This is a genomic window from Georgenia halophila (assembly GCF_039541595.1).
On the sequence record NZ_BAABGN010000006.1, the window covers coordinates 47,999 to 64,770 of the forward strand.

The following is a 16,772-nucleotide window of genomic DNA, read 5'->3' on the forward strand; positions in this document are numbered from 1 at the left end:
AGCGGGCGAGTGAGATCTCAGGTATCGACGGGACCGGCCTGGTCGGCTCCGGCTCTCGCCGAGGTGCCGGCCACTCGCTCGATGCGGCGCGGCCCCGCCTGCCATGCTTCCCAGGCGCTGCGGATGATGTCGCTCAGGCCGTGCTCGGCCTTCCAGCCGAGGGCCTCGGTGATGCGGTCCGGGGATGCTACGAGCCGCGGCGGGTCGCCCGGACGGCGCGGCTCGACGTCCGGGGAGACGTCCATACCTGTGGCCCGACCGATCTCCTCGATGACCTCGCGGACCGAGGCACCCGTGCCGGTGCCGACGTTGAAGACGTGCTCGCCCGCGTCGCTCGTCTCGCCGCCCCCGAGGTGGTCGAGCGCCGCAAGGTGCGCGTGGGCGAGGTCGAGGACGTGGATGTAGTCCCGGATGCAGGTTCCGTCCGGGGTCTCGTAGTCGTCGCCGAAGATCTTCGGGCGCTCCCCCTTCGCCAGCCGGTCAAGCACCATCGGGACAAGGTTGAGGACTGCGGGATCACCGAGCTCGGGCCAGCCGGCGCCGGCGACGTTGAAGTAGCGCAGCGCCGACCACCGCAGACCCCAGGCGCGGGCGCAGTCGGCCATCAACCACTCCCCGACCAGCTTGGTCTCGCCGTAGGCGTTGATCGGGCTTGCCCCGGTGTCCTCGGTAACGATGTCCACGTCGGGATTGCCGTAGACGGCGGCCGAGGACGAGAAGATCATCGTCCCCACACCGGTGTTCTCCATGGCGGCGAGAAGGTTGACCAGTCCCCCGACGTTCTGCCGGAAGTACCAGGTAGGCCGCTCGACCGACTCCCCCACCTGCTTCTTCGCGGCGAAATGGATGACGGCCGTGACGGCTCTCTCCTTCATGAGGAGCTCGAGCCGTTCCTGTGCGGACTCTCCAGCTACCTCGAGCTCGACGAGCGTGGCATCCCCCACCCGCTCGCCCACGCCGGTGGAGAGGTCGTCGACCACGACGACGTCATCGCCACGGTCGGCGAGGAGCCGGACCACGTGCGCCCCGATGTAGCCGGCCCCGCCGACGACCATGATGCTCATGGCACCAACCTTAAGGCCCGCCCCTTGCCGGTAGCGGCGATGCACCTGCGTGGGGATGAGCAGGTCGCACCGCCCGGCGCCGGCCATGCGACCGCACAGCGACTGGCTCCGTCGGCGGCGGATCAGCCCGGATCGGGGACCCAAGCACAGAGGACGTAGCCAGAACCGGCGACCTGGAGGCCGCCGGCGCCGTGGGGCACGAATGCCGACTCTCCCCGCTGCAAGGTCACCCGTCCACCGTCGCTACGTTCCGTCGCCAGCTCGACTCGCCCGCTCAGGCCCAGCACGATCCGGGGGCCGGCGGGCGGCATGGTGACGGCCTCGGAGAGGTCGACGTCGGCGGTCGTCAGGGCGAACTCGGCGACCGGAACCCGGTACGTGTGCACCTGACCACGGCTCCCCGACGTCGTCACCTCCGGGGAGGCCGGCCGACGGGGAACGAAGGAGGCGCAGGCCATGAGTGCGGCCTCGTCGACGTGCTTGCTCGTCAGGCCGGCCCTCAGCACGTTGTCCGAGTTGGCCATGATCTCCACGCCCAGCCCGGACAGGTAGGCGTGCACCTCTCCGGCCGGCGTGAATATCGCCTCGCCCGGCTCGAGCGATATGCGGTTGAGCATGAGCGAGGCGATGGCCCCCGGATCTCCCGGGTGCTGATCGGCCAGGTCCGCCACCGTCCGGTCCGCGCGGCTGAAGGGTGACCCAGCACGGAGACGTTCACGCACCACCACCAACGTCGCATCGATGTCCGCGGCGCAGCTCGGCTCGAGGCGACCACTGAGCAGAAGCTGGAATGCGGCACGCATGCCCGCGTGACTGCGGTCGCGCATCAGGATGCCGCGGACGCCGTCGACGAGCGTGCCGCTGAGCCCGTCGAGAAGCTCGAGGATCGTTCGAGGGTTGCGGAACCCGGCCAGGCCCTCGAACTGCGTCAGGGCCAGGAGCATCTCGGGCTTGTGCTGGTCGTCCCGGAAGGAACGCTTGGGCCCGAACGGCACGCCCTCGTTGTTCTCGCGCTCGAAACCGTCGCGCGCTCGGCTGGACGAGGGATGGACCTGCAGCGACAAGGCCCGGCCGGCGGCGAGAACCTTGAGGAGGTAAGGCAGCCGTGGACCGAAACGCTCGGCGACACGGTGACCGAGCGCGTCCTCGGGCAACGACCGCACCAGCTCGTCGAGGGAGACGTTCACGTCCGGGAGCCGGACCGTCGACGGTGCGCTCGTGTGTGCTCCCAGCCACAGCTCCGCCTGTGGGCCGCCATCCGGCTCCTTGCCCACGAAACCCGGGATGGCGTCGACCGAACCCCAGTCGTACCGCTGCACCCTGTTGCTCAACGGCAACGGGTCACGGAACTGGGCTGTGGCGAGCACCGGCCAAGGATAGCCAGAGAGTTGCGGCGCAACCGCTGCTTCCGTGCACCGGCCGGGGTGCGATCAGGACCCGAAACCGATGCGGCTCGCTCGCTGGGAGCGCAGCCGGGTTCCCTTCTCCTCCGCCTGCTGCCGCAGGCTCTCCTGGAAACCGACCATACGTTCGCGCAGCTGCAGGGACGCCTCGTCGGTGCCGGAGCCCAGGATGCGGGCGGCCAGCAGGCCGGCGTTGCGCGCGCCCCCCACCGAGACCGTGGCCACCGGCACGCCGGACGGCATCTGCACGATCGAGAGGAGCGAGTCCATGCCGTCGAGGTGCTGCAGCGGGACCGGGACGCCGATCACTGGCAGCGGGGTGACCGCGGCGAGCATGCCGGGCAGGTGTGCCGCACCCCCGGCGCCGGCGATGATGACCTGGAGCCCGCGGCCGGCGGCCTCGCTGCCGTAGGCGAGCATCTGCTGCGGCATACGGTGCGCCGAGACGACGTCGACCTCCGTCTCGACGTCGAGGTCAGCGAGCGCGTCCGCGGCGTCCTTCATCACCGGCCAGTCCGAGTCCGACCCCATGACGATCCCGACCGCTGCACCCATGGCTGCTCCTTCGTCCGTGCTCGGCATCCGTGTTCCGCGTCAGTGTCGCATCGGTGGTGCGGTCCGGGCGCAGCCGCGGCGAGTCGGTCGAGGGGTCAGTCGCCGCGCAGCAGGGCGACGGCGGCATGGGCTGTGCTGCGGGCGCGCCCCAGGTCCGCGCCGGTCACCGTGACGTGGCCGAGCTTGCGGCCGGGGCGGACGTCCTTGCCGTACAGGTGCACCTTCGCCTCGGGGTAGCGCGCCATGAGCTCGGGGTACGCGGTGTGCGGATCCTCGAGCGCGGACCCGAGGAGGTTCACCATGACGGCGTGCGGGGCGGTCGCCTCGGCGGCGCCCAGCGGCCAGTCGAGCACCGCGCGGAGATGCTGCTCGAACTGGCTCGTCACGGCCCCGTCGATGGTCCAGTGGCCGGAGTTGTGCGGTCGCATGGCGAGCTCGTTGACCACCAGCCGGCTCTCGCCGTCGCTCGTTCCGTCGTCGGCCACCTCGAACATCTCGACGGCGAGCACGCCGGTGACGCCGAGCCCGATGGCGATCCGCTCGCCGATCTCCTCGGCGCGCGCGGCCGTCGCGGCGTCGAGCCCCGGTGCGGGTGCGAGCACCTCGAAGCAGACCCCATCCTGCTGGACCGTCTGGACCACCGGCCAGGTACGGACCTCGCCGCTCGGGCGGCGCGCGACCAGGACGGCGAGCTCACGGGTGAACGCGACCTTCTCCTCCGCGAGCAGCTGCCGGCCCTGGAGAGCGTCGAGCCAGTCGGCGGCCTCGGCCGACGAGGACACCACGCGCACCCCCTTGCCGTCGTAGCCGCCGCGGGCGGTCTTGACGACCACCGGCCAGCCGGCGGACTCCCCGAAGGCGGTGAGTTCGGCCCCGTCGGAGACGGGCGCCCACGCCGGGCACGGGACACCCAGCTCACTCAGCCGGGTGCGCATCACGATCTTGTCCTGGGCGTGCATCAGCGCGTCCGGACCGGGACGGACGGCCACACCCTCGGCGTCGAGCGCGCGGAGCAGCTCGGTGGGCACGTGCTCGTGTTCGAACGTGAGGACCTCGGCGCCCGAGACGATGCCGCGGACCGCGTCGGCGTCGGACGCGGCGCCGACGGGCGCGTCCGAGACCACCTGCGCCGTGGCGACGGTCGGCGACTCGACGAGCACCCGCAGGTGGACGCCGAGAGCGATGGCTTGCTGCTGCATCATCCGGGCCAGCTGGCCCCCACCGACGACGGCGATCACTGGTGCGTCCACGAGGGCCGAGCCTAGCGTTTCGTTACGCTGGCACGGTGACCACGTCCAGAACGGACACCGTGCCAGCGGTGCCCGCAGAAGCCTCCGCGACCGAGCCGGCCGGCCGGCCGTTCGTGCAGCAGCCCCTCCTGCGGCGCCTGCTGCACGGGCAGAGCGTCGGGGCGTGGCTGCACGAGGTGGCGCGCTTCTGCACGGTGGGCGGGATGGCGTTCGTGGTCGACGTCGGCCTGTTCAATCTCGTGCGCTTCGGGCCCGGCGAGCTGCTGGGCGAGTGGCCGCTGGTCGCCAAGGTCCTCTCGGTGTCCGTGTCGGTGCTGGTCGCCTGGCTCGGCAACCGGCGCTGGACGTTCGCCCGCACGAGGCGTCGGGAACGACGGCGGGAGCTGGCCCTGTTCGTCGGCGTGAACCTCGGCGGCATGGCGATCGCCGTCGGCTGCCTGGCCGTGAGCCACTACGTGCTCGGGCTCACCTCGCCCTTGGCCGACAACATCGCCGCCAACGGCGTCGGCCTCGTACTCGGCACCGCGTTCCGGTACGTCTGCTACCGGTACCTCGTCTTCACCGGCGGCGGCGACGCCGACCGACGGTGACCAGCCCGCCCTGCGGCAGCACGACGTCCGGGTCGAGGCTGGCGGGCAGGGCGTTGAGGAAGACCGTGAAGATCGGCGGGCGACGCTGGCTGAGCTCGAGGCGGCCGCCGTCGGCCGTGACGAGATCCTTGGCGAGGGCGAGACCGAGGCCGGTGCCCACCCCGCCGGAGATGTGCTTGGTGAAGATGTCGGGGGCGGTCTCGTCGCTGACGCCCTCCCCCTCGTCGCTGACGTCGATGAACACGCCCGTGTTCTTGCCCTTGCCGGAGGCGCGGGTGCGCACCGTCGTCGTCCCGGCGCCGTACTTGAGGGAGTTCTCGATCAGCGTCGCGAGCACCTGCGCCAGCGAGCCGGGGGTGGCCAGGACGGAGACGCCCGCGGCGTCGTCGAGCACGAGCCTGCGACCGGCCCGCGTGAACGCTCCCGCCCACTCTTCCTCCTGCTGGGCGAACACCTCGTCGAGGTGCACGGCCTCGGTGGTCCCTCCGGAGGACGAGCGCGAGGACTTGAGCAGGTCCTCCACGACCCCGGTGAGCCGCTCCAGCTGTTCGAGCGAGACTCGCGCCTCCTCCCGCACCTCGTCGTTGTCGGCCAGCACGAGGATCTCCTCCAGCCGCATCGACAGGGCGGTCAACGGGGTGCGCAGCTGGTGGGAGGCGTCGGCGGCGAACTGCCGCTCGGCGGCCAGCCGGCCCGCCATCCGGTCCGCGGTGCGCACGAGCTCGGCGGCGACCAGGTCGATCTCCTCGATGCCGGAGGGCTTCATGCGGGGCCGCACCTGTCCCGAGCCCAGCTGCTCGGCGGACGCGGCCAGATAGATCAGCGGCGCGGACAGGTTGCGTGCCTGCCGGCGGGCCACGACCACCCCCACCACGAGGGCCGCCGCCGCCCCCAGCGCGATGAGCGCCACCACCCGAGCGACCTGCCACTGCACGTCGGAGGCGGCGATGTACATGCGGATGGCCGCGCCCGACGGCGTGCTCTGCTGTGATCGGATCACCCGTCCCTCGATCTCGGGCCCGGCACGGAACTCCTCCCCGCCGGGGCCACGTACGAGGATCGAGGCGGCGTGCTGGCTGTCGCCACCGACCCATGGCTCGAGCATCGTGTCGTCGAGCTGCTCGCCGTTGTTGATGCGCCGCTCGACGGACCGGCCGAGCGAGGAGGCGCGCAGGTCGAGGGTGTCGCGCTCGGCCTCCCAGACGAAGATGCCGCCGAAGATCGCCGTCGGGACACCGAGGATGAGAACGGCCACGGTGACGGCCACGACGATCATCTGGACGGCGCGGCGGCGCACGGCTACCTACCCCGCGGTCTCGAAGCGGAAACCCATCCCGCGCACGGTGGTGATGTACTTCGGGTCGTTGGCGTCGTCGCCGAGCTTGCGGCGCAGCCACGACACGTGCATGTCGAGCGTCTTGGTCGAACCGGTCGGGTCGGTGCCCCAGACCTCGCGCATGAGGGTCTCGCGGCTGACGACGGACCCGCCGTCGCGCACGAGCACCCGCAGCAGGTCGAACTCCTTGGCCGTCAGGTGCATCTCCCGGTTCCCGCGGAACGCGCGGTGCGCGGCGACGTCGACCCGCACGTCCTTGGCGGTCAGCTCGTCCTCCTCGGTGACGTCCCCGCCGGCGCGGCGCAGGAGCGCGCGCACGCGGGCGAGCAGCTCGGCCAGCCGGAAGGGCTTGGTCACGTAGTCGTCGGCGCCGGCATCCAGCCCGACGACGAGATCGACCTCGTCCGCACGTGCGGTGAGCACCAGGATGGGCACCGTCAGGCCCTGGCTGCGGATGTGCCGGGCGACGTCCAGGCCGTCCATGTCGGGCAGCCCCAGGTCGAGCACGACAAGGTCGACGCCGTTGCCGAGATCGTCGACGGCACCCTGCCCGGTGCCGTGCGCGCGGACCTCGTAACCTTCCCGCCCCAGGGCGCGAGCCAGCGGTTCGGCGATGGCGGGATCGTCCTCGACGAGCAGCACGTTGGTCACGCGGTGAGTCTAGGCCAGAATCTCAAGAGCAGGTCAAACACGCCTAACGCCCCGACACCTGCACCGCGGGCCCCCGGTGGCTCGCCCGGCACTCGCCGGGCCGGAGTCGGCAGTCGGGCGATCAGCCCGACGATCAGGCAGGCAGGCGCCGCAGCTCGATCGGCGACACCTGGCCCAGGCCGTGCAGCTCGGCCACCTCTCGCGGCACCATCGTGTACTTGCCCGCGGCCGGCGTCCGGGCGAGCACCTGAGCGGACGCCTGGTCCATGAGGATCGACCCGGCGGGTGCGACGTCGACCAGGCGGGAGGCCAGGTTCACGGTCGGTCCGAAGACGTCGCCGTGGCGCGAGAGCACCCCGCCCCACACCACCGAGGCACGTACCGGCAGCATGTTCTCCTTCGCCTGCAGAGCCTTGAGGAGCTCGCTGGCCACCTGCGCCGCCGTGTCCAGGTCGTCGGCGACGAACAGGATCGCGTCACCGATCGTCTTCACGACGCGGGCGCCGTGGGTCGTGATGACGTCACGCGAGGCGTACTCGAAGGTCTGCACGAGATCGGCGAGCGCCTGGGAACCGAGCTCGGTCGAACGGCGCGTGTAGGCCACCATGTCGACGAACCCGACGGCGCGGGCGAGCGGCATGTGCAACGGGTCGAGCTCCGGGCGCCCGCTGTCCGTGACCTCCGCCTCCGTGCGGACCATCAGCGCCCCCAGCTGACGGCGCCAGGAGTAGGTCAGCTGCGACTGCAGCACGTCGACGATCTCGGGCAGCCGGTCGAGCGCGACCAGCCGGGCGGAGACGTCGTCGAGGTCGAGCTTGCGGGCGATGCCGTCGACCAGCGCCTCCGTCTGCCACAGCACCAGCCGGTCGGTGGTGTGCGACTGGGCCCGGAGCAACGAGATGGCCGTCGTGGTGTCGATGCGGCCGTCGTCGATGAGCGACCCCATGACGCGCAGCGCATTGACGTCGATGTCGCCGAAGATGCGGGCATCGTCCTTGACGTTGGGAAATCCCATCGCCTTCCAGAAGGTGCGGGCGAAGTCGACGCTCACACCGGCCTTGTCCGCCAGCTCGACGATCGTGTAGCGGCGGGATCCGCCGAGCAGCTGCTCGACGGAGTCGCGGACGGACGAGGCGTCCTCGGCCTCCCCGGACGTCTCGCCGATGTCGTCGACACTGCGGTCGTCGGCGTGCGCGCGGGCGGCCACGTCGCCGCTCCACACATGCGGCCTCGGGGTCTCGCTCACGGAATCGAGCCTAACCGCCCCCGTGCCGACCGAGCAGGATGGGTTCACCGGCGCACGCGGAGCACGTCGCCCGCGGCGACGGCGGCCACCTCGTCCTCCTGCTCGACCAGGAGTCGACCGTCGGCGTCCAGCCCGATCGCGCGTCCGGCCGGTCCGGGACCGGCCGGGAGCTCGGTGCGCACCTCGGCGCCGAGGGTGACGCAGGCGGCGGAGACGTCGCCGCGCAGCTCGGACGCGTCGGCGTCCCCGTCCGCCGCCTCCCACCGTTCGAGCAGCGGGAACAGCTCCCCCCCGACGGCGGACAGCACCTGCGCGGGCCCGGCATCGCAGCCCAGGGCACGCAGCGACGTCGCCCAGGGCACCGGCAGGTCGGCCGGCTCCTGCGCGACGTTGACGCCGATACCGACGACGGCCGAGACGGCGTCGGCGGTGTGGGTAGCGCCGGTGGTCTCGCCGGTGTCGCGGCCCGGGCGCGGCGGGAGGGCCTCGACGAGGATCCCGGCGAGCTTGCGGTCACGCCCCCAGCCGTCGACGTCGGTCTCGCCGGCGCCGACGGCGAGGACGTCGTTGGGCCACTTGAGCCGGACGCTCACGGGCGCGACGCCGGGGAGCAGGCCCGCACAGCCTCGCTGCACGGCGAGCCCGGTCAGCAGCGGCAGCCAGCCGAGCTGCTGGGCGCGCACGCGGGAACGCACCAGCACCGACGCCGTCAGGGCGGTTCCGGGCGGGGTGACCCAGCTGCGGCCGGAACGTCCGCGTCCGGCGTCCTGGTGGTCGGCGACGAGGACGGAGCCGTGCGGCCAGGCTGCCGGGTCCGCGAGCGCGGCGGCGCGCAGGTCGGCGTTGGTCGAGCCGGCGCGGTCCACGCGCACCACACGGGAGAACGGTGTGTCCACGGGCCCACCCAACCACGGCCCCACCCACCCATCCCGGCGAGTCGTCACTGACGTACCGACTTGTCACCCCTCGACGTCAAGACATGACCAATCGGCACGCCGATGACGAATCGGCGACGAGGTGGTTTCGCGTGACAGCGCCCGCCGGCGACGGGAACGAGCCGGTGTTTGTGGAACGCTCACAACACCAGCCCCGAGAACACACCGGCTCCTGCAGCGAAACGGTGGGGTTACGACAACTACGCTGACCTTCGTGACAGACCCCATCCCCGCCGCATCGACCACCGCGGCCCCGACGTCGACCACCGCCGCCAAGCTCGCCGACCTCGGTGACCGCGTCGAGCGCGGCATCACCGAACCGGCGGAGGCGGCCAAGGAGAAGCAGCACAAGCGCGGCAAGATGACCGCCCGCGAGCGCATCGAGGCCCTGCTCGACCCGGGATCGTTCACCGAGCTGGACGCCTTCGCCACGCACCACTCGACGAACTTCGGGCTCGAGAAGAAGCGGATACCGGGCGACGGCGTCGTCACCGGGCACGGCACCGTCGACGGCCGCCAGGTGTGCGTCTACTCCCAGGACTTCACTGTCTTCGGCGGCTCCCTCGGCGAGACGCACGGACGCAAGATCACCAAGGTGATGGACCTCGCCCTGCGCATCGGGGCACCGCTCATCGGCATCTCCGACGGCGGCGGGGCACGCATCCAGGAGGGCGTGGCCGCGCTGACGCAGTTCGCGGAGATCTTCCGCCGCAACGTCGCGGCCTCCGGAGTGATCCCGCAGGTCTCGCTGATCCTCGGCCCGAGCGCCGGCGGCGCGGTCTACTCCCCCGCCCTGACGGACTTCATCGTCATGGCCGAGGGCACGTCGAACATGTTCATCACCGGCCCGGACGTCATCAAGTCGGTCACCGGGGAGGACGTCGGCCTGGAGGAGCTGGGCGGAGCCGCGACGCACAACCAGCGCTCCGGCGTCGCCCACTACCAGGCGGCCGACGAGGACGACGCCATCGACTACGTGCGCGCCCTGCTGTCCTACCTGCCGTCGAACAACCTCTCGGACCCGCCGACCTGGCCGCACGACGTGCCGCTCGAGGTCACGGCCGCCGACCAGGAGCTCGACGCCCTCGTGCCCGACTCGGACAACCAGCCCTACGACATGCGCACCGTCGTCGAGCACGTCGTCGACGACGGCGAGATCCTCGAGGTCCAGCCCGGCTACGCAGCGAACATCATCACGGCCTTCGCTCATGTCGAGGGCCGCCCGGTGGGCATCATCGCGAACCAGCCGCTGCAGATGGCCGGCACGCTGGACATCGGCGCCTCGGAGAAGGCGGCCCGGTTCGTGCGCACCTGCGACGCGTTCAACGTGCCCGTCCTGACGTTCGTGGACGTCCCCGGGTTCCTGCCCGGCACCGACCAGGAGTGGAACGGCATCATCCGCCGCGGCGCCAAGCTGATCTTCGCCTACGCGGAGGCCACCGTCCCGCTCGTCACGGTCATCACCCGCAAGGCCTACGGCGGCGCGTACATCGTGATGGGTTCCAAGCAGCTCGGCGCGGACGTCAACCTCGCCTGGCCGACCGCGCAGATCGCCGTCATGGGCTCCTCGGGTGCGGTGAACATCCTGCAGCGCTCGGCGTTGCGCAAGGTCGCCGACGAGGGCGGGGACGTCGAGGCGGAGCGCGCCCGGCTCGTGGACGAGTACGAGGAAGCACTCGTCAACCCGTGGGACGCCGCCGAGCGCGGCTACGTCGACGGCGTCATCGCCCCGTCCGACACCCGGGTCCAGATCGTCAAGGCCCTGCGTGCCCTGCGGAACAAGCGCGCCTCCCTGCCCGCCAAGAAGCACGGGAACATCCCGCTGTGAGGGTGGGTGTGCGCACTGTGACCGAGCTCGACCGGGACCTCGACAACCACCCGTCGGCCGCCTCGCCGGCCGAGTGGTCCGGCGGTGGCGGCGACGACGCCGTCGCCGCCGCGCTCGACGGGCTGCCGCAGCGCGACGACGGCGCAGCGGCGCCGACGACCTCGCCCGCGGTCCGGGTCGTCCACGGCCGGCCGGACGAGATCGAGCTCGCGGCCCTGGTCGCCGGCATCGTCGCGGCCCGCGGCCGCAGCGACGAGCTGGGCGGTGTCCCGGACGACGACGCACCGGGGATACGCAGCCGGTGGACCGACCACCGCCGCCGGCTGGGACAGCCCGCCACGCCTGGCGCGGGCTCCTGGCGCTGGTCGCTCCACCCCTGACCGCGGGCCCCCGAGCGCTCCGCAGCGGGCGATCCGGCGCTGATACCGTCCTGGTCGTCACGCATCCGCACGGACAGGACGACGCTATGACCACTCTCAACGACGAGACCGTCGGCGCTCTCGGCGGCACGGGCGAGCATGCCGTCGCCGTGCCCGGATACGACCGGACGAAGCTGAAGACCGGCATCGTGCACCTCGGCGTCGGTGGCTTCCACCGCGCGCACCAGGCGATGTACCTCGACCGGCTGATGAACGAGGGCGCGGCGCTGGACTGGGCGATCTGCGGCGTCGGGATCCTGCCGGCCGACGCGCGGATGCGCGACGCGCTCCACGCCCAGGACGGCCTGTACACGCTGGTCCTCAAGCACCCCGACGGCACCCTCGAGCCGCGCGTCATCGGCTCGATCGCCGAGTACCTGCTCGCCCCCGACGAGCCCGAGGCCGTGATCGAGAAGATGGCCTCCCCCGAGGTGCGGATCGTCTCGCTCACGGTGACCGAGGGCGGGTACAACATCCACCACGTCACGGGCGAGTTCGACGCCGAGTCTCCGGCCGTCGTCGCCGATCTCGCCGAGGGAGCGGTCCCGACGACGACCTTCGGGCTCGTGACCGAGGCGTTGCGGCGCCGGCGCGACCGTGGCGTCGGCCCGGTGACCGTCATGAGCTGCGACAACATCCAGGGCAACGGCGACGTCGCCCGGCAGGTGTTCACGGCGTTCGCGCGGCTCAAGGATCCGGAGCTCGCGACCTGGGTCGAGGAGAACGTCCCGTTCCCGAACTGCATGGTCGACCGCATCACGCCGGTGACCAGCGACGAGGACCGCAACATGGTCGCCGAGAGGTTCGGCATCGACGACGCCTGGCCCGTCGTCGCCGAGCCGTTCACGCAGTGGGTCCTGGAGGACCGCTTCGCCGCCGGCCGGCCCCCGTACGAGGACGTCGGCGTCCAGATGGTCGAGGACGTCGAGCCGTACGAGCTCATGAAGCTGCGGCTGCTCAACGCCAGCCACCAGGCGCTGTGCTACCTCGGCCGCCTGAGCGGCTACCGGTACGCACACGAGGTCGCGCAGGACGAGGTCTTCGCCCGCTTCCTCCTCGACTACATGGACCGCGAGGCCACGCCCACGCTGGCTCCGGTCCCCGGCATCGATCTCGCCGACTACAAGCGCACGCTCATCGAGCGCTTCTCGAACCCGCACGTGCGCGACACCCTCGCCCGCCTGTGCGCCGAGTCCTCCGACCGGATCCCCAAGTGGCTGCTCCCGGTCGTGCGGCACAACCTCGCACACGGCGGGGAGATCGCCCGCTCCGCCACGGTGGTGGCCGGCTGGGCGCGCTACGACGAGGGCGTGGACGAGCAGGGCGAGCCCATCGAGATCGTCGACCGGCTCGCCGAGCGCCTGCACGCGGCCGCGCTGCGTCAGGGTGAGGACCCGCTCGCCTTTCTGCGCGACCGGGAGGTCTTCGGCGACCTCGTGGACGAGCGCGCCTTCACCGACGTCTACCGAGCGGCGCTGGACGCGCTGCACACCGCCGGGGCGCACGCCACCGTGGACGCGCTCGTCGACGTCGACGGCGGCCGCTCCTGACAGGAGCGGCATCCTTGCCGGAATCCGCGGGCAGCGCTACTCTCCGCGGACCGGCATTCCTCCTGCCGGGCAGCGTCGCGAACGGCGGCTGCACCGGACGGTGTCTGGGCAGCCTTCCCGAGAGGGGTCCGCATGCCCGCAGTACCCGGCCGACGGCGGCACGAACCAGGCGGCCCGCCACCCCGACGAGCGTCCGGGGAGAGCTCGACGAAGAGAAGCGTCCGCGCCGCCGTCGGGCTCGCGGCGGCGGGCGCCACCGCGCTGGCCGGTTGCGCCGGCGCCGGCGCCATCGCCGGTGGCGGCGACGGGGAGCAGATCGTCGTCGCGATCGTCTCGAACCCTCAGATGCAGGACGCGATCTCGCTGGAGGAGCACTTCCGCGAGGACCACCCGGGCATCGACGTCCAGTTCGTCTCCCTCCCGGAGAACGAGGCGCGGGCGAAGATCACCGCCTCGGTCGCCACCGGCGGCGGCGAGTTCGACGTCGTCATGATCTCCAACTACGAGACCCAGATGTGGGCGGAGAACGGTTGGATCGAGAACCTGCAGCCGTACGCCGACTCCACCGAGGGCTACGCGCCGGACGACTTCGTCCCCAGCGTGCGCGAGGCGCTGTCCTACGAGGGCGAACTGTACTCGGTGCCCTTCTACGGCGAGTCCTCGTTCCTGGCCTACCGCGAGGACGTGTTCGCCGAGGAAGGGCTGGAGATGCCCGAGCGCCCCACCTGGGAGCAGGTGCGCGAGCTCGCCGCCGAGCTGCACGACCCCGCCGACGACTTCTCCGGCATCTGCCTGCGCGGCCTGGCCGGCTGGGGCGAGAACATGGCCCCGATGTCGACGGTGATCAACACCTTCGGCGGGCGCTGGTTCGACATGGACTGGAACGCCACGCTCGACTCCCCCGAGGTCCGCGAGGCCGTCGAGATGTACATCGACACCGTCCAGCGGTACGGCGAGCCGGGAGCCGCCACGTCCGGCTTCGGCGACTGCCTCACCCGGTTCTCCCAGGGCCAGGCTGCCATGTGGTACGACGCCACCTCGATGGTCTCCTCGGTCGAGGACCCGAACGCCTCGACGGTCGCCGGCGACGTCGGCTACGCGCCGGCACCCGTCGCCGAGACCGAGGCGGCGGGGTGGCTGTACAGCTGGTCGCTGGCGATCCCGACGACCTCGCAGCACAAGGACGCCGCCTGGGAGTTCGTGTCCTGGATGACGCATCCCGACTACATGCGACTCGTCGGCGAGGAGCTCGGCTGGGAACGGGTGCCGCCCGGCAGCCGGCTGTCGACCTACGAGATCCCCGAGTACGCCGAGGTCTCCTCCGCCTACGCCGACGAGACGCTGCAGGCCATGGAGGAGGCGACGCAGGAGAACACGATGACGCAACCGGTCCCCTATCCGGGGATCCAGTTCGTCGGCATCCCCGAGTTCCAGGACCTCGGCACGCGGGTCGGCCAGCAGATGTCCGCCGCCATCGCCGACCAGCGCAGCCTCGACGATGCGCTGGCGCAGTCCCAGCTGTACGCGGAGACGGTCGCCGAGACGTACCGGGCCGAGACAGGAGGATCGTGATGACCGCAGTGACGACGGATGGTCCTGCCGATCGGCGCAACGGCCGCACGGACGATCGCCGACCTGCGGGCGCAGGGCGGAGCCCCACCTCCGAGGAGCGGGCCCGGACGGCGCGCGCGGAGGGCTGGCGCCGCCGGGCCCCGCTGCTGCCCGCCCTGATCTTCACCATCGTCGTGACCCAGGTGCCGTTCCTGGTGACGATCTGGTACTCGCTGCGCTCGCGCAACCTGCTGCGACCGGACTCCGACCTGTTCGTGGGGTTCGAGAACTACGTGCGGATCGCGCAGGACGCCACCTTCCGGCAGGCTGCGGCCAACTCGGTGATCATCACCCTCGGCTGCGTCCTGGTGGCCATGGTCCTGGGCATCGTCCTCGCGATCCTGCTCGACCGGCCGTTCCCCGGCCGGAGCGTGGCCCGCACGATGCTCATCACCCCGTTCCTGCTCATGCCGGTCGCCAACGCGGTGCTGTGGTCGGTGGCGATCCTCAACCCGACCTACGGCCTCCTCAACTGGCTGCTCGAGGTCTTCGGGCTCCAGTCGATCGACTGGACGTCCGCCTATCCCGTGATCTCCATCCTCATGGCGCTGGTCTGGCAGTGGACACCGTTCATGATGCTGCTGGTCCTCGCCGGGCTGCAGGCCCAGCCGCGTGACGTCCTCGAGGCGGCCGCAATGGACGGTGCCGGCTGGTGGCGGACCTTCGCCTCGATCACGCTCCCCCAGCTGCGGCGCTACATCGAGCTGGGCGTGCTGCTGGGGATCATCTACGTGGTCAACACCTTCGACCACATCTACATCATGACCGCAGGGGGCCCGGGCACGGAGAGCGCCAACCTGCCCTTCTACATCTACCAGCGCGCCTTCCTCGGCTTCGACATCGGTCAGGCCGCGGCGATGGGCGTCGTCGTCGTGATCGCGACCATCATCGTCGCGATGCTGGCGCTGCGCCTGATCTTCCGCAGCTTCGACGTCAAGGAGTGAGCATGTCCGCAACGACGTACACCGGTCCGCGTCGCCGCGGCATCTCGGTCGGGCTGACGGCCGTGACGTGGCTCTTCGCGCTGGGATTCTTCTTCCCGGTGCTCTGGATGGCGATGACGGCGTTCAAGCGGGAGAACGAGGCCGCCTCGAGCCCGCCGACCTTCTTCTTCACTCCTACGCTCGACCAGTTCCGCGCGGTCCTCGACGCCGGTTCGGCCATCTACGTGGGCAACTCCGCGATCGCCACGGGCGTGTCGACGGTGCTGGTGCTGATCCTGGGCGTCCCGGCCGCGTACGCGCTCTCGATCCAGCCGGTGAAGCGGGTCAACGACGTCCTGTTCTTCTTCATCTCCACGAAGATGCTGCCGGTCGTCGCGGTCATCGTCCCGATCTACGTCATCGCCGGGCAGCTGCGGGTCCTCGACAACATCTGGACGCTCGTCGTGCTGTACACGGCGATGAACCTGCCGATCGCCGTGTGGATGATGCGGTCGTTCTTCCAGGAGATCCCCGGCGAGGTGCTCGAGGCCGCGTCCGTGGACGGCGCCGGCCTCATGCGGACGCTGCGATCGGTGCTCCTGCCGATGGTGGCGCCCGGGATCGCCGCGACGGCGCTGATCTGCGTGATCTTCGCGTGGAACGAGTTCTTCTTCGCCCTCAACCTCACGGCGTCCCAGGCGGCCACCGTGCCCATCTTCATCGTCTCCACGATGACCAGCGAGGGCCTGTTCCTGGCACGGTTGTGCGCGGCGGCACTGCTGGCCTCGCTGCCGGTGATCCTCGCCGGCTGGATCGCTCAGAAGCAGCTGGTCCGCGGCCTGTCCATGGGCGCCATCAAGTAGACGCAGCCCCGGGGGGCAAGTAGGTGCAGCCCGGGCCGGCCGGCTCGTGGCTCCTGGGGGCGCCGTTACCGGAGCAGCTTCTCCTCGGGAATGGTGAGGGCCACGGTCTGCTCCTTGACGGACGCAATCTCGTCCGCGGCGGCGTAGCGGCTGCCGGCGAAGGGCCCCTTCGCGTCGATCCGGACGTAGCCCTTCCGCGCCAGGTTCTCCTGCGCCTGGTCCGGCAGGCCGCTCGGCCGGAGCGCGTCCGCGATCCTGCCGACCAGGCTCTCGTTCTGGCCCTGCCCGGCGGGCGTCACGGCGTCGGGGTCGGACATCTGGACCTCGGCAATCGTGCCGACCTCCTCGCCGGCGGAGTCGAGAACGTTCATGTCCTCGCGGACGTCGCTGATCGGGCTGTCGCTCGTGTTCATCGGCATCTCCCTCGGTGTCTGAGCCTCTGCCAGTCTCGCCCCGCTTCCGCTCGACTGCCACTCGGCGGTGCGTTCAGCGCGACTCGGCGACCATGACCGGGGCCCATGGAGAGCGGCGCCGCCCGACCGTGGTGA

The 16,772-nt window shown here is 71.2% G+C and carries 16 protein-coding genes; 7 read left to right on the top strand and 9 right to left on the bottom strand.

Features of this window, described 5'->3' with window-relative positions:
* Positions 1 to 17: 17 nt before the first annotated feature.
* From galE to ABD907_RS07430, 4 genes are all read right to left on the bottom strand, one after another.
* Positions 18 to 1,064, bottom strand: coding sequence for a UDP-glucose 4-epimerase GalE (galE, locus tag ABD907_RS07415; RefSeq protein WP_345215608.1), 1,047 nt, complete (start codon positions 1,062 to 1,064; stop codon positions 18 to 20).
* A gap of 122 nt (positions 1,065 to 1,186) precedes the next feature.
* Positions 1,187 to 2,431 (bottom strand): mannose-6-phosphate isomerase, class I, encoded by a 1,245-nt coding sequence (manA, locus tag ABD907_RS07420; protein WP_345215609.1) that lies wholly within the window; start codon positions 2,429 to 2,431, stop codon positions 1,187 to 1,189.
* 63 nt (positions 2,432 to 2,494) lie between these two features.
* Positions 2,495 to 3,022, bottom strand: a complete 528-nt coding sequence (purE, locus tag ABD907_RS07425) for a 5-(carboxyamino)imidazole ribonucleotide mutase (RefSeq protein ID WP_345215610.1) — start codon at positions 3,020 to 3,022, stop codon at positions 2,495 to 2,497.
* A gap of 95 nt (positions 3,023 to 3,117) precedes the next feature.
* Positions 3,118 to 4,272, bottom strand: coding sequence for a 5-(carboxyamino)imidazole ribonucleotide synthase (locus tag ABD907_RS07430; protein ID WP_345215611.1), 1,155 nt, complete (start codon positions 4,270 to 4,272; stop codon positions 3,118 to 3,120).
* A 35-nt stretch (positions 4,273 to 4,307) separates the two neighbouring features.
* Here ABD907_RS07430 and ABD907_RS07435 point away from each other — a divergent pair, with 35 nt between their 5' ends.
* The gene (locus ABD907_RS07435) at positions 4,308 to 4,862 is read left to right on the top strand and encodes a GtrA family protein (RefSeq protein ID WP_345215612.1); all 555 of its coding nucleotides are present in this window, start codon (positions 4,308 to 4,310) and stop codon (positions 4,860 to 4,862) included.
* Here the strand turns inward: ABD907_RS07435 and ABD907_RS07440 are convergent.
* The 4 genes from ABD907_RS07440 to ABD907_RS07455 form a co-directional block, all read right to left on the bottom strand.
* Positions 4,831 to 6,159, bottom strand: a complete 1,329-nt coding sequence (locus tag ABD907_RS07440; protein WP_345215613.1) for a sensor histidine kinase — start codon at positions 6,157 to 6,159, stop codon at positions 4,831 to 4,833. The genes ABD907_RS07435 and ABD907_RS07440 overlap by 32 nt on opposite strands.
* 6 nt (positions 6,160 to 6,165) lie before the next feature.
* Positions 6,166 to 6,849, bottom strand: coding sequence for a response regulator transcription factor (locus ABD907_RS07445; protein ID WP_345215614.1), 684 nt, complete (start codon positions 6,847 to 6,849; stop codon positions 6,166 to 6,168).
* Positions 6,850 to 6,982: 133 nt separating this feature from the next.
* Positions 6,983 to 8,095 (bottom strand): adenylate/guanylate cyclase domain-containing protein, encoded by a 1,113-nt coding sequence (locus ABD907_RS07450; protein ID WP_345215615.1) that lies wholly within the window; start codon positions 8,093 to 8,095, stop codon positions 6,983 to 6,985.
* 44 nt (positions 8,096 to 8,139) lie between these two features.
* Positions 8,140 to 8,991, bottom strand: coding sequence for a biotin--[acetyl-CoA-carboxylase] ligase (locus tag ABD907_RS07455; protein ID WP_345215616.1), 852 nt, complete (start codon positions 8,989 to 8,991; stop codon positions 8,140 to 8,142).
* Between the two features lie 253 nt (positions 8,992 to 9,244).
* Between ABD907_RS07455 and ABD907_RS07460 the strand changes: the two genes are divergently transcribed.
* From ABD907_RS07460 to ABD907_RS07485, 6 genes are all read left to right on the top strand, one after another.
* The gene (locus tag ABD907_RS07460) at positions 9,245 to 10,858 is read left to right on the top strand and encodes an acyl-CoA carboxylase subunit beta (protein ID WP_345215617.1); all 1,614 of its coding nucleotides are present in this window, start codon (positions 9,245 to 9,247) and stop codon (positions 10,856 to 10,858) included.
* Positions 10,859 to 10,866: 8 nt separating this feature from the next.
* Positions 10,867 to 11,238, top strand: a complete 372-nt coding sequence (locus ABD907_RS07465; protein WP_345215618.1) for an acyl-CoA carboxylase subunit epsilon — start codon at positions 10,867 to 10,869, stop codon at positions 11,236 to 11,238.
* A gap of 86 nt (positions 11,239 to 11,324) precedes the next feature.
* Complete coding sequence (locus ABD907_RS07470) at positions 11,325 to 12,827, top strand: mannitol dehydrogenase family protein (protein WP_345215619.1); 1,503 nt, start codon at positions 11,325 to 11,327, stop codon at positions 12,825 to 12,827.
* A gap of 132 nt (positions 12,828 to 12,959) precedes the next feature.
* Positions 12,960 to 14,399 carry an ABC transporter substrate-binding protein gene (locus ABD907_RS07475; RefSeq protein ID WP_345215620.1) on the top strand — a complete coding sequence of 480 codons (1,440 nt, stop codon included), beginning with the start codon at positions 12,960 to 12,962 and terminating at the stop codon, positions 14,397 to 14,399.
* Positions 14,399 to 15,382 carry a carbohydrate ABC transporter permease gene (locus ABD907_RS07480; RefSeq protein WP_345215621.1) on the top strand — a complete coding sequence of 328 codons (984 nt, stop codon included), beginning with the start codon at positions 14,399 to 14,401 and terminating at the stop codon, positions 15,380 to 15,382. Before ABD907_RS07475 ends, ABD907_RS07480 begins: the two co-directional genes overlap by 1 nt.
* A 2-nt stretch (positions 15,383 to 15,384) precedes the next feature.
* Complete coding sequence (locus tag ABD907_RS07485) at positions 15,385 to 16,224, top strand: carbohydrate ABC transporter permease (protein WP_345215622.1); 840 nt, start codon at positions 15,385 to 15,387, stop codon at positions 16,222 to 16,224.
* A gap of 65 nt (positions 16,225 to 16,289) precedes the next feature.
* Here ABD907_RS07485 and ABD907_RS07490 read toward each other — a convergent pair whose 3' ends face one another.
* Positions 16,290 to 16,637, bottom strand: a complete 348-nt coding sequence (locus tag ABD907_RS07490) for a hypothetical protein (RefSeq protein WP_345215623.1) — start codon at positions 16,635 to 16,637, stop codon at positions 16,290 to 16,292.
* Positions 16,638 to 16,772 lie beyond the last annotated feature (135 nt).

Excerpts from the sequence above, each read along its gene's own strand:
- galE (WP_345215608.1), bottom strand. The coding sequence starts at position 1,064 with ATGAGCATCATGGTCGTCGGCGGGGCCGGCTACATCGGGGCGCACGTG.
- purE (WP_345215610.1), bottom strand. The coding sequence starts at position 3,022 with ATGGGTGCAGCGGTCGGGATCGTCATGGGGTCGGACTCGGACTGGCCG.
- ABD907_RS07470 (WP_345215619.1), top strand. The coding sequence starts at position 11,325 with ATGACCACTCTCAACGACGAGACCGTCGGCGCTCTCGGCGGCACGGGC.
- ABD907_RS07475 (WP_345215620.1), top strand. The coding sequence starts at position 12,960 with ATGCCCGCAGTACCCGGCCGACGGCGGCACGAACCAGGCGGCCCGCCA.
- ABD907_RS07480 (WP_345215621.1), top strand. The coding sequence starts at position 14,399 with ATGACCGCAGTGACGACGGATGGTCCTGCCGATCGGCGCAACGGCCGC.
- ABD907_RS07485 (WP_345215622.1), top strand. The coding sequence starts at position 15,385 with ATGTCCGCAACGACGTACACCGGTCCGCGTCGCCGCGGCATCTCGGTC.
- ABD907_RS07490 (WP_345215623.1), bottom strand. The coding sequence starts at position 16,637 with ATGAACACGAGCGACAGCCCGATCAGCGACGTCCGCGAGGACATGAAC.